This is a genomic window from Candidatus Nitrospira salsa (assembly GCF_965152625.1).
This window is the reverse complement of sequence record NZ_CBCUCO010000004.1, coordinates 1,202,847-1,219,033: the sequence shown is the minus strand read 5'-3', so window position 1 is coordinate 1,219,033 and position 16,187 is coordinate 1,202,847. Positions and strand designations below refer to the sequence as shown.

19 protein-coding genes and 1 tRNA gene are annotated in these 16,187 nt (G+C 47.1%); 6 read left to right on the top strand and 14 right to left on the bottom strand.

The features are described 5' to 3' along the window. The first annotated feature begins 36 nt into the window (after positions 1-36). The 3 genes from ACWQXP_RS19770 to ACWQXP_RS19760 all read left to right on the top strand — a co-directional run bounded on the left by ACWQXP_RS19770 (position 37) and on the right by ACWQXP_RS19760 (position 2,090). On the top strand, positions 37-789 hold the full coding sequence (locus tag ACWQXP_RS19770; protein ID WP_454064560.1) for a phosphoribosyltransferase family protein: 753 nt from the start codon (positions 37-39) through the stop codon (positions 787-789). A gap of 161 nt (positions 790-950) precedes the next feature. Continuing rightward, positions 951-1,394: a division/cell wall cluster transcriptional repressor MraZ gene (locus tag ACWQXP_RS19765; RefSeq protein ID WP_454064559.1), complete on the top strand. Its 444-nt coding sequence runs from the start codon at positions 951-953 to the stop codon at positions 1,392-1,394. 174 nt (positions 1,395-1,568) lie between these two features. Then, positions 1,569-2,090: a RusA family crossover junction endodeoxyribonuclease gene (locus ACWQXP_RS19760; RefSeq protein WP_454064558.1), complete on the top strand. Its 522-nt coding sequence runs from the start codon at positions 1,569-1,571 to the stop codon at positions 2,088-2,090. A 112-nt stretch (positions 2,091-2,202) separates the two neighbouring features. On the opposite strand, the gene ACWQXP_RS19755 is transcribed toward ACWQXP_RS19760, so the two are convergent. The 11 genes from ACWQXP_RS19755 to ACWQXP_RS19705 form a co-directional block, all read right to left on the bottom strand. After that, positions 2,203-2,580: a PilZ domain-containing protein gene (locus ACWQXP_RS19755; protein ID WP_454064557.1), complete on the bottom strand. Its 378-nt coding sequence runs from the start codon at positions 2,578-2,580 to the stop codon at positions 2,203-2,205. Between the two features lie 62 nt (positions 2,581-2,642). Then, on the bottom strand, positions 2,643-2,993 hold the full coding sequence (locus ACWQXP_RS19750; protein ID WP_454064556.1) for an STAS domain-containing protein: 351 nt from the start codon (positions 2,991-2,993) through the stop codon (positions 2,643-2,645). 151 nt (positions 2,994-3,144) lie between these two features. Further along, the gene (locus ACWQXP_RS19745; RefSeq protein ID WP_454064555.1) at positions 3,145-3,771 is read right to left on the bottom strand and encodes a hypothetical protein; all 627 of its coding nucleotides are present in this window, start codon (positions 3,769-3,771) and stop codon (positions 3,145-3,147) included. 155 nt (positions 3,772-3,926) lie between these two features. Continuing rightward, positions 3,927-4,400, bottom strand: a complete 474-nt coding sequence (locus ACWQXP_RS19740; RefSeq protein ID WP_454064554.1) for a hypothetical protein — start codon at positions 4,398-4,400, stop codon at positions 3,927-3,929. Positions 4,401-5,194: 794 nt separating this feature from the next. After that, positions 5,195-5,407: a GDCCVxC domain-containing (seleno)protein gene (locus tag ACWQXP_RS19735; protein WP_454064553.1), complete on the bottom strand. Its 213-nt coding sequence runs from the start codon at positions 5,405-5,407 to the stop codon at positions 5,195-5,197. Between the two features lie 75 nt (positions 5,408-5,482). After that, the gene (arsB, locus tag ACWQXP_RS19730) at positions 5,483-6,565 is read right to left on the bottom strand and encodes an ACR3 family arsenite efflux transporter (RefSeq protein WP_454064552.1); all 1,083 of its coding nucleotides are present in this window, start codon (positions 6,563-6,565) and stop codon (positions 5,483-5,485) included. Beyond that, positions 6,562-6,990 carry an arsenate reductase ArsC gene (locus ACWQXP_RS19725; protein WP_454064551.1) on the bottom strand — a complete coding sequence of 143 codons (429 nt, stop codon included), beginning with the start codon at positions 6,988-6,990 and terminating at the stop codon, positions 6,562-6,564. The genes arsB and ACWQXP_RS19725 overlap by 4 nt, the downstream gene beginning before the upstream one ends. After that, a complete protein-coding gene (locus ACWQXP_RS19720; protein ID WP_454064550.1) occupies positions 6,987-7,460 on the bottom strand; it encodes an ArsI/CadI family heavy metal resistance metalloenzyme in 474 nt (157 codons plus the stop codon). The genes ACWQXP_RS19725 and ACWQXP_RS19720 overlap by 4 nt, the downstream gene beginning before the upstream one ends. After that, a complete protein-coding gene (locus ACWQXP_RS19715) occupies positions 7,457-7,834 on the bottom strand; it encodes an ArsR/SmtB family transcription factor (protein WP_454064549.1) in 378 nt (125 codons plus the stop codon). The genes ACWQXP_RS19720 and ACWQXP_RS19715 overlap by 4 nt, the downstream gene beginning before the upstream one ends. A gap of 259 nt (positions 7,835-8,093) precedes the next feature. Continuing rightward, positions 8,094-8,169, bottom strand: a tRNA-Arg gene (locus tag ACWQXP_RS19710). Between the two features lie 96 nt (positions 8,170-8,265). Beyond that, on the bottom strand, positions 8,266-8,415 hold the full coding sequence (locus tag ACWQXP_RS19705) for a hypothetical protein (protein WP_454064548.1): 150 nt from the start codon (positions 8,413-8,415) through the stop codon (positions 8,266-8,268). A gap of 110 nt (positions 8,416-8,525) precedes the next feature. Here ACWQXP_RS19705 and ACWQXP_RS19700 point away from each other — a divergent pair, with 110 nt between their 5' ends. Both ACWQXP_RS19700 and ACWQXP_RS19695 read left to right on the top strand, forming a co-directional pair. Beyond that, positions 8,526-10,148, top strand: coding sequence for a DUF6298 domain-containing protein (locus ACWQXP_RS19700; protein WP_454064547.1), 1,623 nt, complete (start codon positions 8,526-8,528; stop codon positions 10,146-10,148). 612 nt (positions 10,149-10,760) lie between these two features. Continuing rightward, entirely contained in the window at positions 10,761-11,054 is a 294-nt protein-coding gene (locus tag ACWQXP_RS19695) for an STAS domain-containing protein (protein ID WP_454064546.1), read from the top strand. Positions 11,055-11,221: 167 nt separating this feature from the next. Here the strand turns inward: ACWQXP_RS19695 and ACWQXP_RS19690 are convergent, their stop codons facing one another. From ACWQXP_RS19690 to mtaB, 3 genes are all read right to left on the bottom strand, one after another. Continuing rightward, entirely contained in the window at positions 11,222-12,151 is a 930-nt protein-coding gene (locus ACWQXP_RS19690; protein ID WP_454064545.1) for an HDOD domain-containing protein, read from the bottom strand. Between the two features lie 316 nt (positions 12,152-12,467). After that, positions 12,468-13,838 (bottom strand): tRNA (N6-isopentenyl adenosine(37)-C2)-methylthiotransferase MiaB, encoded by a 1,371-nt coding sequence (miaB, locus tag ACWQXP_RS19685; RefSeq protein WP_454064544.1) that lies wholly within the window; start codon positions 13,836-13,838, stop codon positions 12,468-12,470. 24 nt (positions 13,839-13,862) lie between these two features. After that, positions 13,863-15,236, bottom strand: a complete 1,374-nt coding sequence (gene mtaB / locus ACWQXP_RS19680) for a tRNA (N(6)-L-threonylcarbamoyladenosine(37)-C(2))-methylthiotransferase MtaB (protein ID WP_454064543.1) — start codon at positions 15,234-15,236, stop codon at positions 13,863-13,865. A 311-nt stretch (positions 15,237-15,547) separates the two neighbouring features. On the opposite strand from mtaB, the gene ACWQXP_RS19675 reads away from it, so the two are divergent. Further along, positions 15,548-15,955 (top strand): hypothetical protein, encoded by a 408-nt coding sequence (locus ACWQXP_RS19675; RefSeq protein ID WP_454064542.1) that lies wholly within the window; start codon positions 15,548-15,550, stop codon positions 15,953-15,955. Positions 15,956-16,187: the final 232 nt, after the last annotated feature.

Below are 16,187 nucleotides of genomic sequence, written 5' to 3'. Positions count from 1 at the left end.
TACACCTGCAGACTAAAACAGGTTGAATTATCACCAATGCTAACATACTCCTTCACGGCCAAATCCCAGACACTCGCTCGTCAACTCTCTCATGCACTTCTTCCCGTCAACTGTGCAAGTTGCAAGTGTCTACTCTGGGGTGACCCTATTCCATTTTTCTGTCGATCATGTTGGAACACCATCCATCCAATAATTGGCCCGTCATGTCCTCGCTGCTCTCTCCCCTTTGCTTCGCACATGGCCTTGCGATACAGCCCGAAACATTCTTGCAGCGCCTGCCGAACACGCCCTCCAGCCTTTACCCAAGCCTGGACATTGTATCCTTATCAATCTCCCCTCAAAGAAGCGATTGGATTACTGAAATACTACGGAAAGATTTCTTTAGCTGGCCCAATGGCTCGCCTGATGATTTCGTCATTAAGGTCGCTCCCTCCCATTGATCTCATTATGCCAGTCCCCCTGCATTCCGCTCGTTTACGCGAGCGGGAGTACAATCAATCATTACTGCTTGCCCATCGGCTAAGCACGCACTTTCATATTCCGCTGACCTTCACGACATTGATTCGAACTCGTCAAACCACACCACAGACCGCTCTTTCACGTAAGGACCGCCTCAAAAATCTCCGTCGATCGTTTGCAGTCACTTCGCCTGAATCAATCAAAGGGAAAACAGTACTGCTGGTCGATGATGTCTTTACTACCGGCACGACGGTCAACGAATGTGCCAAAACCATTCGGAAAGCCGGGTCGGGAGACGTCTATGTTGTCACGCTGGCACGAATACTTTGAGTGAGCGACATGGCTTTCTTGCAGAAATCACGTAGAAACCCTAGGATTTAATGAGCAGATGTCCTCAAGCAAAACTACTTGACATTTTTATTTCATACGATATGCTATGACCTAGGTAGATTTAGCTGAACGATTATTGCTTTGCTCTGGAGGCCATTGGGATGTTTGCCGGACAATACCCATGTAAGCTCGATGAAAAAGGACGATTTCTCGTCCCCAGCCCTATTCGCGAACAATTAGAGGCGCAAGGTGAGGGAGGTGTTGTCTTTTTGAAAGGGCAAGATTTACCGCTCTCGGCCTATTCACCAAGCGAATGGCAAAAGGTGCTCGAACGAGCCAGAGAAACGTGCGATGAAGATCAAAGTCGACTCTTCATGCATTACCTTGTTGCTGAGGCAGCATCTTCAGACATGGATAAAGCCGGTCGAATCTTAATCCCTGGACGTCTGAGGAAAACCATTCCCCTGGAAGATGATTTGGAAATTGTGATTGTCGGAATGTACCACCGCCTTGAAATATGGAATCCATCGGATTGGCGGCGATTCGTCATGAAGAATGCAGAAAAATTTGAAGAGATTCAGAGCAAGCTGTTGAATCTTCTGTGATCAACACACCTGGGGTTTTGCGTTCTTGAAACAATCAGCAGCATTTACATTCGTTCCATCATTTCGTATTCCTCCCTCGTGTCAAACCCCATACGTATTCATAGCTTAGAAGACCTTTCAGGACGAGTTCCACGTCCTGGTAAAGGCCTCGCACGAAGCACAACGCGACGCCCCTTGATTCTGTCACTCCCCGGAACTGCTTCCTCAATTCCCTTTCGTGTGACATCTCAAGAACTCTTCCTGACACTCCCTATTCCTCCAAGCATCAATCAGCAGTACGCAACGGTCAATGGACGGCGCATTCTCTCATCGAAAAGTCGACAATATAAAACTATGGTCGCGCAACAAATCCTGTCCACGTTGACATCATCTCCAAACCGTACCGCTCTCCAAGATAACCTCAAAACCCATTCTCTCACACTCTCTGTCTGGTTTTATTTTACGACTGCCCTGAGAAGAGATCTCGACGGAGGGCTTAAAATCTCCCAAGATGCCATCTGCAATGCCCTGGGAATCAACGATAATCGCATCACCGAGATTCATCTCTACAAATCAGTGGATGCCGAATCTCCGCGTATGGAATGTACTCTCTCTCTACACCAACCACACTCTTCCCCTCGCCCCAAAAAGAACACGTCCAATACTAAGAAAAATGGGGCATCTTCTCCACACCCACATCGTCCACACAAAGCATAGCCCCGCGCTCGACGAGCGGCAGTACTTTCGATGATCAAGATCTCTGTATTTCAGATTCAGAACGAAAGAAGAGAAGGGACACTATAGGGAGTGGGAGAAATGCGGAGAAAAACTACTTGGCGTTCTGACGAAGCCAGCCTCGTTCAACGGCTCGCAAAATACGAAAGATAATCTGTTCAGTTGACTTGGCGCTTGCGTGCATGAATTCAGGGAAATGGACTCCAACCCTGTCGGCCCGTTGATGCCTGACCACACCAGGAACCCAGACACTATCTTCCTGACAACAGAGCTTGATTGATACTTTTTCATCAACGTGAAGCGAAGGCACTTGATCTTTAGAAAACTCTAACAAGCAACCGTTGAGGCTGAGGTTCAGCGTCTTACTGGGCCAAGCTTTATTTTTACTACAACGCAATTCCGAGTCAAGGTTCAGCCCCTCAACCACACGCGCTCGAAATCCATCACGTCGCTCTTTGGAGTTCGTCGTCATCTCACAGCTCGTCGAACAAACGGATGTCTGCACCCAGGTTTTTGCTTGTATAACCGAATCATTTATGCCGTAACCGTAGGAATGGATGAAATCGCCTCGTCCTCGGAGTCAAATACTGGAATCCATTCGGATATTTCAGTCAAATCCAGAATGTCTCGAACAAATCCCTGTTGTGCCACAATACACAACTTCCCATGGATTCTTTGAAAACGCCGCTGTGAGAGTACCAGCCATCCCAACGCTGCGCTGTCAATAAATGAAACTTCCGTCATGTTCAAGATGATAAAACGAAGACCGTCGTTGACAGCCGTGTCAATTCTCCATTTAAAATCCTGCCGAGCATTTTGATCGAAACACCCGACAAATTTCTCAATGATGACCTGCTCATTGACTCTCTTTTCAGATATGACCATTTCCAATCCCGTCTTGTGCCATTACCAATAGATGTTCTTTCTTCTATCGGTATATGGTGCACCTGACTTAACACTCAGCAATACCGTTCATGGCATCATTCCAGAAAAACGTCGGGAGCAATAAATTAGGACTGATAACGAAGGGAAAGAACTAGTGAGGGAATAGATTTAGCTGAATATTATCAAGATATTGTTGCGGTGCCTGATCAGGGGAAAGACTTCTAAATGGACGTTGAATGCGAATACGCACTTCATGCATACCTGCCGAAATATGGGCAGTGCCTTCCAACCGCTCATGCTGTGTCGTTGCAGTTGGAATTGGACCGAAGTCATGACTCGCAATAACCTTCCCATCGACTAACAACTCAAAGAGTCCTCCGGCCAAATTTCGGCGATCGTTCGGCGAGAAATACGAAGAAGCAATATCGGCAGCCAATACAATGCGCCCCCCGTCTAATTGAAGAGTTGCATAAATTCCGCCACCCGCTAAAGAAGGCCCTTCCGCTTGATACTGTTGTTGCCCAACCTTAAACACGGCGCTTTTCGACACAAGACCATGTCCCGTGATGTCAAAGTCGACACAACGGGGAAATCCTTCACCGCCTAGTGAACCATTCGGTGTTTCAAAAACCGTCCAGCCGGATAGATCACCCAACTCAAAGTCACCATTCGTAATCAGAAACGCCTCAGCCTCTAGAGGAATGAAGATGAGCAGACAACAGAGTGCCCCCAGATATCTCATAGCAAAATTAGTGGCATACAATATTTTCATAACCATGATCTTTCGTTAATTCGTTCAAGGGGTTTCACCCTAACCATTCACATATGGGGTGAGCAAGCGATCAGCAACGCACACCATCACCGTACAAAAAGTCCATGCATCTCCGGTCAAGAGGCATGAAAGAGGAAATGGGAGTAAAATGGCAGGAACGTTTACTCCGTAGAGATATATTGAATGGATGTCACCTGTGCATCCAGATAGAGTTCAAGGCCAGCACCTTCTTCAAGGTGGTCAAAGCCTTGATTGATTTTTCCGCCAATGGCTGTGAGATAAAAGGTTTTCCCCCAATTACTTACTTGCCCAGGAATGGTGACCGATTGCATGACGCTCATCAAGATATCATCTTTACCATCCTCTCCCATTCTTGACCCGCCAGAATCACTATCATAAAACGTGAAGAGAATATTCATTTGAACGGGATCATTCGCATCGTTATTCCATTGAGTCCACACTTCAAATGTTCGAAGATAATTATTGTGAAAAGGGCCCATTTCATGGAGAGCTAGAGGCATAGGGAACGCTTGCCGATTAAGAAACACAGGGCCGGCCCACACCGTACTCGTCGAAATACCGAGATGCATGAGACAACACACAAGCAACAGAATGACTCGTGATACAAGCGACATCGAACTCCCTCGTGATCATATCCAGTACCACTTGATTGTCGGTCACTTCAAGTGAGTCTTTGAATCGAACACATGAACGATCAGTAGCTACAGACAATGAAGAAAAAATACAAGGAAATCGTTCAAAAATCATAGCGAGACGATCCCTCTGTTCTTCAATGTTGTGACTCGTTTGTGTGTGGAGAATATCAACATACATCACAACCCTGGGCCATCTAATATTGATTGAATGAATAACGATCGTCATCTCGTACTTTTCGAACAACTTGGGGACCTTAAAACACGTTGTCATGCCTTAGTTGATTCACAAAACCATTCGGGGATGACTTGAACCAGTAACCTATTGGGGAGTAAAATGTAATTACCCTTTCTTAGGATCCAGCGTCCTGACTGGGTGCAGCTCTCGAAGAGTCGGGTCTTTGGAGTTGCGGTTGCTCAGCGATCGACTCACCTTACGACTTATCACTGAGCAACCAGTCTTCATTCTACTAGTGGGGCAGTCCTGTCGAATATGTTCTTCAAGGGAGGCCTTCACGTTTATCAAAGGCCCCCACTGCCCCGCTAGATCTTCCGATTCTCGCTACCTCGATTTCACAAACTTCTGACCTCGATACAATTTAGAATCCAGACCAGTTATGAGTGAATAGGAAAAAGGACGGTTTATTGCCGAGCGTTGAAAAAAAGGCAAGAAAGCTCTTCAAGAAATTGGTGAAATCGAGCCTATCTTCGTGGTCGACCATTCGATGGAAATTACGCTCAAATTAGCGAGCACACGAACCAGGGACGTAGTTCCATTACTCGAGAGCTTTCTGAACGAAAGGACACGGGACTGTCCCATATGAACAAAAAATACAGCAATCCCCCGTGTGAGGCTTCAGCATCGATTGACATCCTGCACATTCGTAAAAATACTGACAAGCCTCTCTAGGCATAATCTCAGTCTTCTGCGTTTCGCAATGAGGACAGATTACGGTTGATTCAAGGTGATTGTTTTCAGTATCACTCATGACCATCCACTATTTCTTCAGGTCAAAAAATATGACCCTGCATTGGAGTCGTCGCAATCTATATTGAGACATCCATTATTTCGTTGTCAGAGAAGGATTGTCCAAATTTTGATGCACGGAGTGCGTGAAATGACCCTGAGTGTTATTCGCAAACGCGACTAATGTCAACATCACAGGAACTTCGACTAAGACCCCGACGACCGTGGCCAATGCAGCTCCGGACTGTAACCCAAACAAACTAATCGCCACAGCCACAGCCAGTTCAAAAAAATTCGATGTACCGATCAACGCCGCAGGGGACGCGATGTTATGCGGCACTCCCCATAGATACGACCACCCATATGCCAAAAAGAATATTCCATAGCTTTGTATGAGTAAAGGCACAGAAATAAGGCCAATGACAAATGGCTGGTCAAGGATGGTTTGAGCCTGAAACCCGAAGAGCACGACGACCGTCGCCAGAAGACCAATCATTGAAAAAGGCTCAAGATACTTGGCAAAATGCTGCAGGGCCTCACCATTGTCATCTTTTTTGTTAAGAATACGACGGGTGAAATAGCCGGCCAGGAGAGGGATCACAACATACAGCACAACAGACAGCAGTAACGTTTCCCAAGGCACAATAATATCGGTGAGACCAAGAAGAAAGGCTGCGATGGGGGCAAACGCAAAGACCATGATCAGATCATTAACAGACACTTGCACCAGCGTATAACCCGCATCTCCCCGCGTCAGCTGACTCCACACAAACACCATCGCCGTACAGGGCGCCACCCCCAGGAGAATCATCCCTGCGATATATTCCTTGGCTGTTTGCGGTTCAATCCACCCGGCGAAGACATACTCAAAAAATAGAATTCCCAGGCCTGCCATCGAAAACGGTTTAACCAGCCAATTGATAACCAACGTAATGCACAGTCCACGCGGTTTACGCCCAAGGTCTTTCAGACTCGAAAAATCTACCTGTGTCATCATTGGGTAAATCATCACCCAGATGAGGACCGCCACAATGAAATTGACATTGGCATATTCCAGGTTTGCCACAAATTGAAAGAGTGCGGGAAACACCGAGCCCAACCCAATCCCGGCCAGAATACACAGTCCGACCCACAGGCTTAAATAACGGCCGAAAAATCCAAGAGGCGATGGCTCACTCATATCAACACCTCTTTTTCAATACGGGTTTTCAATAAATGAAAGGCCTTGTCAAAGGCCGCATCAATTTCCTCCTGAGTGCCGATGACGTGAGCTGGATCAGGAATACTCCAATGCAATGTTTTGGGACGACCAGGAAAAAGCGGACAGGTTTCCCCTGCCGCTTGATCGCACACCGTCACAACCAGATCCATCTGTTGGTCGGAAAATTCATTCCAGGACTTGCTGCGTGGCGTTCCAGGATCAAGACCATGACGTTTCAACGTTTCAATCGATTTGGGATTGACTCTTCCTGTCGGAAAGCTTCCAGCACTATAGGCGGAGAACCGCGGTTGACCGGCAGCATTGAGAATCACTTCAGCCATAATGCTGCGCGCTGAATTCCCGGTACAAAGAAATAGAACAGCTACTCTATCTGGAGTCATCATGCGCAACACTCAGTGGTAGTGTTCGACACCTCACAACAATCAGGCTTGCCCTTCGTTTCAGGTGTACAACAGGCACTGTCAGAGTGAACCGCTTCCCCGGAAAAGAGTTCGGCATCCTCCATCGTTCGATAGGCTTCCCAGGGTAGACCTGTCGGGTCTTGAACCCATGTTTTCTCCGATCGTGCATAACAGCAGACCGCTTCCCCTTCATCAAAGACTGCGGCATCAGCCTGACGTAACCGGTTTCGTAATTCGGATAATTCATCGTCCGTGTCGACTTGGATCCCGAGATGATCAACGCCGGATTGAGTCACTCTGGTAGAAATCGCAAAATTGACGCATGGATTGTCTAACATCCATTTCGCATAATCAGATTTTGTTTTTACGGGTTCGGCTCCAAATAGAGTACTGTAAAATTGAATGGACTCATCCAGCTGTTGAACACCAATATGAATGTGAAGACGTTTCATGATGTTTTCTCCTTTTTTGAAGTCTCACAACAATCTGTCAGCTCAATAATGCTGCAGCCTTTCTTCTTGTTGTCTCGAACACTCGCAAATTCTGAACGGCAACAATCCTCCACCATGTACTTAATGAGACTGGTAAAAAAATCAAAATTCGCGCGGTAAATGATGGAACGACCTTTTCGGCGAGACAAAATCAACTTGGCATGACTCATATGGGATAAATGAAACGATAGCGTGTTATGCGGAATATCCAACGCATCACGTAAAGTTCCGGCTGCTGCTCCCTCCTGGCCGTATTCAACCAAAAGCCGAAACACACGTAAGCGCGTTTCCTGCGAAAGAGCATCAAAGGCAATGACCGCTTCTTGAATGTCCATATTTCCAGTATAGTCGACATATTGAGATATGTCAAAGATCCATTTAGAAAGCCAAAGCCCTGTAAATCTATTGAATTATTGGCCTAGCTTGCCCATCTCCAACGTAACGACGGGAAACTTAGTCCTTAGAACGACAAAAAAGACTGCGACTAAAGATAAGGGCCTCCCATGCACGAATGAACATAGAGACGTGAGGAAACCGACAGAATCAAGGCACTTTGTAAAGTCTGGAAAAGCAGTAGAGAACGTCAATAAGATATGGCGCGCCCGGAGGGAGTCGAACCCCCAACCTCCTGATCCGTAGTCAGGTGCTCTATCCATTGAGCTACGGGCGCATTCTGAATTTTTATGCGTGATGCATAAGGTAGCGAACTTTATACAGATCCCTCGATGGGCCCGTCAACTCCAATACACCAGCCTTCGCCTACATATCATTGACTTTCGGCTTTTTCTACCTGACCAACACGCATTTCTTCAAAATCACTCCGTTTACAGAACACTTTCATCGAGAAGTCTGCCAGGAGTGCATATTCGTATGATTCGTTAAAACAATACTGGCCTGTCGATTGATCCTTTGGCATTTTTTGACATTCTCCACGACGCTCGTTCTTCACATAATACCGAATTCATCATTGCGTATGTGCGATACCTTGCTCATAATGCTATCCCTAGTGTTCACTCTAGGACATTTATGGCCAATGACTATAGGAGAACGTATCAGTGGCTACTGATACTGAGTAGCCTGATCGTTGCTCAAGGCTGTAGTGAAGCATTTGATCGACAATCTTGTAAAACTGCGACAAGTCAACAGGGATATGAGGCAATTCTCGATGACCAAATGAAAAACCAGATACCCCCGTCTATTCCCAAACCTCAACAGTCTCCTGGTCGACTCGTGGTTCATCCCACAAATCCTGCCTATTTTCAAGATACCAAGACTGGGAAAGCCATTTTTCTTCATGGATACGATCACTTCCGTGCGTTACAAGAGGTAGACAACCATGGAGCCCCTCCTTTTGATTTTGACGCATTGATCGCACAGCTCAACCACTATAACCACAACTTTTTGCGCCTTTGGGTTTGGGAACACTTCCGACGCATATCCGATGGCGACGAGGTGAGTCCAAAAGGTGAAGAGAGTCTCGTGCTACCTCCTCACGTCTATCAGCGAACAGGGCCGGGAAATGCCATCGACGGCCTTCCGAAGTTTAACCTTGAGGCCTTCGATCAAGCCTATTTTGATCGTCTTCGTCAACGTGTCATCACAGCTGGTGAAAACGGAATCTGGGTCTCGGTCATGCTGTTTCAGGGTTGGAGTATTGAAGGATTAGGTGTTCAAGCCAATACTCAATGGGAAGGACACCCGTTGAATCTCCAGAACAATATCAACGACATCGACGGTGATTACGATCACGATGGAAGGGGATGGGAAGTCCATACTCGTGTCAATCCGAAGGTCAATGCCATCCACGATGCCTACGTGATAAAAGTGATAGAAACGGTTGGGGACTTAGACAATGTCCTGTATGAGATCTCGAACGAAACGGTGGCAACCGACGTGGGTGAAACATGTCACCATGTCACACATGTGAAAGATTGGATGTATCACGTGATCAACCTTATCCACCACTACGAACGTCAGAGAGGATTCGGACCTCATCCCGTCGGGATATCAAACATACGCCCGACGCCAGAGGGATCAATGGCAGATGATTGGAACCCGTATCTGTTTGAAAGTCCTGCCGAGTATGTCTCTCCAAACGGAAACCGCTGGAACGGAGATGAACGTTGGAAGAAAGACCCACCAGCGGCAACGGGGACAAAGGTCGTCATTGCGGATACCGATCATATCCAACCTAGCCTGTACGGAGGACCCGGGATGCGATCGTGGCAATGGCGAACGTTTACACGAGGCCATAGCATGAACGCCGTCGAAGGTGATCCCGAACAGGGGGCAGATTGGGTGACGCCAGATGACTCAGCCGCTATGCAGGCCATCGCACGCTATGTCGATAAAGTCGACCTAGCACGAATGAGACCGCATAACTCCTTATCATCAACAAGATATTGCCTTGCGGATCCCGGTCATACCTACATCGTCTACCAACCTCGTAAAGGATTGGATGGGAGCTCTCAAGGCTTTCCTTTCGAGCTAGATGTCCCGGCTGGAATCTTTCAGTATGAATGGTTTCATCCAGAGATCCATAGAATTATTCAGGCCGGAGAACAACACATAGAACAAAGCATAACAACGTTTACCCCACCGTTTAATGACCATGCCGTACTGTTTTTACAGCGTCAACACGCTGAATAACCCCAAAAACGCTAAAAGCTCTGACCCACCGACAACACAAATTACCGGAAAATCTCATGTCGTCCAATATCCCACACTGATCGTGAACAGGATTTTTTATACTACTCCTTTTGAGGAATGGCGATTTGATTTGTCAGCGGTGAAAAAAGTGACGTTATCCTTTTTGAATAGAATATTGGTGTCGTGGTGAGACCTCCCGAGGTCGTCCACGAGGTCAGGCTTGCCTCGAGCCCCAACGGCTTGCCTGTCCATTGTGTCCATCCCTTCCCCGCCTAAATGGTGTGCTGAGAAAACATGGCGACGCCCCAGGGGATTCAGGCAGTTGCCACTCGTGATCGAGAGCATTTAATTACAGATGTCATGGCAGCAAACATGAGAGACCCGGTCGCCGCGTAAGCAACGGCGCAGACACTACATTTGGCAATATCTCAATGGAACCATTCAGATAAGCTAGGGGTGCGTGAAACAATTCTTTCACTTTTCACTTTTTTTTACAGCCCACTTTGCCCACCTTCGCTAGAAACCTGCAGCTAACTAGGTCTTTTGGGGAATGGCGCATGAGCCTTCTGGTCCTATGTACTGAAGTCATGTCACTTAAGCAAGGGGGAACTTATGACTATCACCGAACATATTTATCAAGACCGGTTAGAGGTGCGCTTCAAAGGTACGTTGGATCACACGGTTGGCCCAGCCTGTGAACGGGCTATTCGTCATGCTCATGCTCTGGGAACCAAACAACTGCAATTGAACCTTGCAGCGGTAACTGCCGTGGAAAACGTCAGCTTAGGAACGCTTTGCTTTGCCCTTCACACCGTGCGGCAACTTGGGATTGAAGGCTCCGTCCTCAATGCTCCCGACTCCGTACAAACGATCCTATCCGAGTTTGACGAAGCGGCTTCCACATAAACACCGGACAGATCGTGTTCATGTCATAAAGCCCAGCTTCCATCCTTCTTAACGTCAGAACTTCTGGCACAATATGACATAATGAATCAACATTCTATTGAATAATTGAGAATTGCCCACAACGAGAAGCCGTGGCGTTGCATGAAATTATCGAAACGATAATGAAATTAGGATGGACTGGGAGTCAGGAGGGCTTGCTCAGCATTAACGACGACACGTTGAATGTCTTCATCGCTGCCTAAATTAATCTGAAAGAAGGAAGAAAATTCTGGAATCACTTCTGCAATTTCGGTCAAGATCGTAATGAAATCCTGAGGTTCCATTTTGAAAGATTGCTGCATTAAAGAGAGTAACTCCTGCGGAGCATTGCTCTTGGAGGGATCACACCATAAGTCGGCCAATCGACCTGACAACATCACGCAGCGTACCGTCATACGAAAGTCTTCCGCGACGTCAACAAGCTCAGGATCATGACTGCCACGCACGGAGGCTTTCATCACATCAGGCAATTCCCACATATCTGCCAGCCATCCCCCCACTTCGCTATGATCACTCCCAAAACGTTCTCGTTCTAACTTCTGCAATTCGTCATGGTTCGTTCCGGCAAGGTTGTAGATTTGTCCATAATCCCCGACATACACTTCACTCAGCACCAACATTCCCAAATCTTGCAACAAAGCCGCAAGAAAAATTTCTTCATAGTTTTCGACTTGCGCCCATTTTCCTAATATCCGTGCCGCCACACTTGATAAAATAGAACGATGCCAATGGCGCGTATGATCAAACGTCGCACCACCATTTTTCTTCAAGTCACGATACAGAGAAAAACAGAACGCAAGCGTCGCAATGGAGTTCATACCCAAGAGCGTCACGGCCTGGGTGACCGTCGTCACTTTATGACGGGCGCCGCCATAGAAGCTCGAGTTCGCGACATTGAGGAGCTTCGCGACAAACGATGGATCTTTATTAATAATGTCTGCCATCCGTTGACAGTCTGCCCCTTCATCCCGACACATTTGAAGGACTTGGAGCGGGAGACTGGGAATGGCCGGAAGCGTTTTACAGTTTTTAATTCGTTGAAGAAGATGTTGATCCATAAGGAATATTGACCGTTAGTTGTGAAACCTTAGAGAGCTAAGGGTTTTGGTCGTCATGATGACCGTGAATAGCTTTATTCATCGGTCAAACCCACATCAACTTGAGCTGTTTTCACGCCAAGCATTTGGCGCAAATGGCTTGGTTTGTGCTAATTGGCCCCCTTTGTTCATTGTACGCTTTTCGTAAGTCACGCTGCCTCTTGAGATCGTTTCGTTCAGAATAGTCACGTGCCATCCTTTAGCGCGATTCGGGTATCAGTTTTTTAAGAATATGAGAAAACAGGAAGAGGAAATGAGAGGAATTTAAGAAGGCAATTTAATTTGGTCGTCCAAATAACGTCGAAGCTGACGCATCCTCGATGAAAACCGAAAGCAGTTCCCCTGGCTGACTTGGCCGACACAATTTATCCCAGACCACGGTGACATGACTTTCCGTATGCCCTACCCATTGCTGACTGGATTTTTTCGCATCGCCTTCAACCAGCACGTCGACCGTTTGACCGATCATGCGACGATTGTTCTTCAGGGAAATCGTCTTTTGCCTATCGATTAACTGCGCGACACGTTCCGTTTTGATCGCCTCGGGAACATCATCCGGAAACTTTCTTGCTGCAATCGTATTTTTCCGTTCTGAGTACTTGAATATATAGGCAGCGTGATAACCGACTTCTTCCATCAACTGTGAGGTCGCAGAATATTCGGTATCCGTTTCTCCGCAAAACCCGCAAATAATATCTGTGGTCAATGGAATATCCCCACGACGTCGAATCGCTTCGACTAATTGGACATATTCCTTTCGGGTGTAGCCCCGTCCCATGGCCTCTAAGACTCGATCGCTCCCAGACTGAAGCGGCAGATGAATTTGGCTGCACACATTGGGGTGTTGAGCCACCGTATCTAATAAGGCCGGAGGAAAATCTTTCGGATGCGGAGACATAAAACGGACTCGTTCAATACCTGGGATATCAGCGACCGCTGTCACAAGTTTGGCAAAGTCCCAATGGTCAAATCGGAAGGAATTGACATTTTGGCCTAACAGGGTAATTTGTTTGAATCCTTGCTCAGCAAGACCTTGGGCTTCAAGAAGAATCCCCTGTGGATCACGTGATCGCTCACGACCCCGTGTATACGGCACGACGCAAAATGTACAAAAATTATCGCATCCACGCATGACGGCAATCCAAGCATTCACCCCGCTCACACGCTCTGGAATGATGTGTTCGTAGGTCTCGTATTCAGAGAGATCAACAGACAGACCTTTCGCTCGGGTTGTGATGGCTGTTGTCAGCAACTTTGGTAACTGGCGGTATCCGTCTGGACCGACTAACACATCGATAAACGGCTGACTGTCGAGCAATTCTTTTTTGAGGTTCTGAGCCATGCACCCCAATACGCCAATCACAACTCCTCGTTCTTGCTTGTGATATTTCAATTTCCCCAAATGTCCATACACACGATTGTGTGCATTTTCACGAATGGCACAGGTGTTCAAGAGAATGACATCAGCCTCGTCACTCTGATCCGTAAAGCCAAATCCTTGCGTTTTCAGCATCGCTCGGATGAGTTCTGAGTCATACTCATTCATCTGGCACCCAAAGGTCTCCATATAGACCTGATAGGATTTAGGACGGACCTCTTGGAAAGGTACATGGATCGAGCCCGGCTGAATTAATTCTTGATGGATCATGGGAAATATTCCTGGTTGCACGCGCTAAGAAGTCATCATGAATGGAGACGAGCGCGTATGATCAAAAGATGCAGGGATGTTCTCGCAGAGGTGACCAATCGCAAGACCATCCGTCACACCAGAAATCGTCACAGTGCGGATTTCATTGGAGAGATCATCAAACGACTGAACGCCAACCTTTACGTAGTGATCCGTGAGGCCTGTCCACATACCCGACGAATTTTTGGCTTCGAACAACACCGAGACCTTTTGCCCAACATATTGTTGATAAAAGACAAATCGTTTACGTTGTGAGAGTTTAGCCAAATCCTGACTCCGTTGCTTGATGATGTGATGTGGAACAGGATTCGCCAGTTTCGTTGCAGCCGTCCCAGGACGGCTCGAAAAACTAAATACATGTAAGTAAGAAAAGGGAAGATCATTGATCAGAGTTTGGGTGTTGGCAAACTCCTGCTCCCCTTCACCAGGAAATCCAACCATCACATCGGTACCGATACAGAGATCAGGAATTTTCTGAGCCGCTTTTTCTATAAATTGTGCGTATTCCCGTACCGTATAGCGACGATTCATGGCTTTGAGTATCGTGTCGTCTCCACTTTGAAGAGGGACATGCAAAAACCGGCAGAGCTTGTCAGAGGTCGTCATGTAATCCAGAAGTTGATCTGGAATCGTCGTCGGTTCAATTGAAGAAATACGAATGCGCTCAATACCGGAAACAACTTCGAGACGTTGAAGCAGCGTCAACAAATCAACTCCCGCGTCGTGATATTGCCCAAGATTGACTCCCGTCAAAACCAGCTCTCGATGGCCACGTTCGGCTAATGCATGAGCTTCACGGACAGCGTCATCTGCCTGACGGCTTCGTTCTCGACCTCGAGCAAAGGGAATCAGGCAAAATGAGCACATAAACTGACACCCGTCTTGAAGTTTAAGATTGGCCCGTGTCGTTGAGTAATCTCCGGTCCCGTCAATGGTGAAGTTCTCATGGTCGATTTTTCGAGTGTGCAGTAAATCTGGCCGTGCTTTTTTATCATATGAGGAAAGAGCTGCGAGATATTCCGGCAGCTGCATTTTGTATTGTGTCCCCAACACCAGGTCAATACCATCAATGGACTGCAGGGTCTCCGCCCCGGTTTGTGCATAACATCCGGTCACGGCAACGAACGCATGGGGAGACTTTCGCAACACTTGACGAACGACACGACGACAATCCGTTTCGGCTCCTTCCGTCACGGAACAAGTATTGACAACCAATACATCGGTCGTCTCTCCAAATTTCACTGGGTTAAACCCTAGGCGGCAGAATTGGTCAGTCAAAATGGCCGTTTCAGCTTGATTGAGTCGGCACCCCACCGTGTAGAAGGCGACGCGTCGAGTTTTTGGACTTTTGAGTTCCATAGGGATTGATTATAGTTTAGCCATCGCGCGACAACAAGAAGATGCTCCTATTTGGCTTGACACTCTGCGAGAGGATTCCTACACGCACGAATTTGAGAGTTGTTTACTTACTCGAAGCCTTTTCGCCAAAGTTCCACCACAGTGATTCATAACCATTTCCATTTATCCACAAATTCCAGGTAGAGTACTCCCAAATATGCGATTGACAACGAATACATGGCTGTCTATCTTGCGATTGAACGTGCAAGAATTGCGTGGTAAGATTCATTCTAAAGGATGTGCGATTGACCTTTCATAGAGAGGGAAGCTCTTTGAAATCCACCGTCTCCGCATTACTTGTGCTGATATTTTTCACTGCCACCTCTTCTGCCACCCATGCGGTCACCGAGCCTTCACTACCGGTAGAGCCTGACGAAGACAGCCGACTCGAGGAAATTTATGATCATGAGGCAAGTATGATCATGTTTCTGTATTCGCTCAAAGGTGACGGAAACGTGGATTATGTGACGGGAAGAAAAGTGGTAGACAATCAACGAAGCGTGTATGGAAATCCCGTCTATTACGTTGAGCCTTACCCTCAGTTTTATTGGTGGAATCACGCAATGTGGAATGACCCAGAGCGGGATGGAGTGAATGGGAACGAAACCCTGTATGCAGAAAATACTGAATTTGATACCAGTCGTTATAAGCCTTGCCTCTTTAATGGCCAACCCTGCTAAGTCAATACCGTCACGTTCTATTTCTTGCCTTAAAACTGTCGATTAGAGTATCGTTGGCCTTCAACTACGTGGCAGCCGTTATTTCCCACTCACATTTGTCCATGAGTCACACGGCTCTTCAGCCCCCTTCTTCGTACTTTCTCTCCTCGATCCATTATGATGTGATCTCTGCCATCGTTCTTTGCAGAGACGATCATGACACCATTAGTATGCTCACTGTCGATCGATTCTT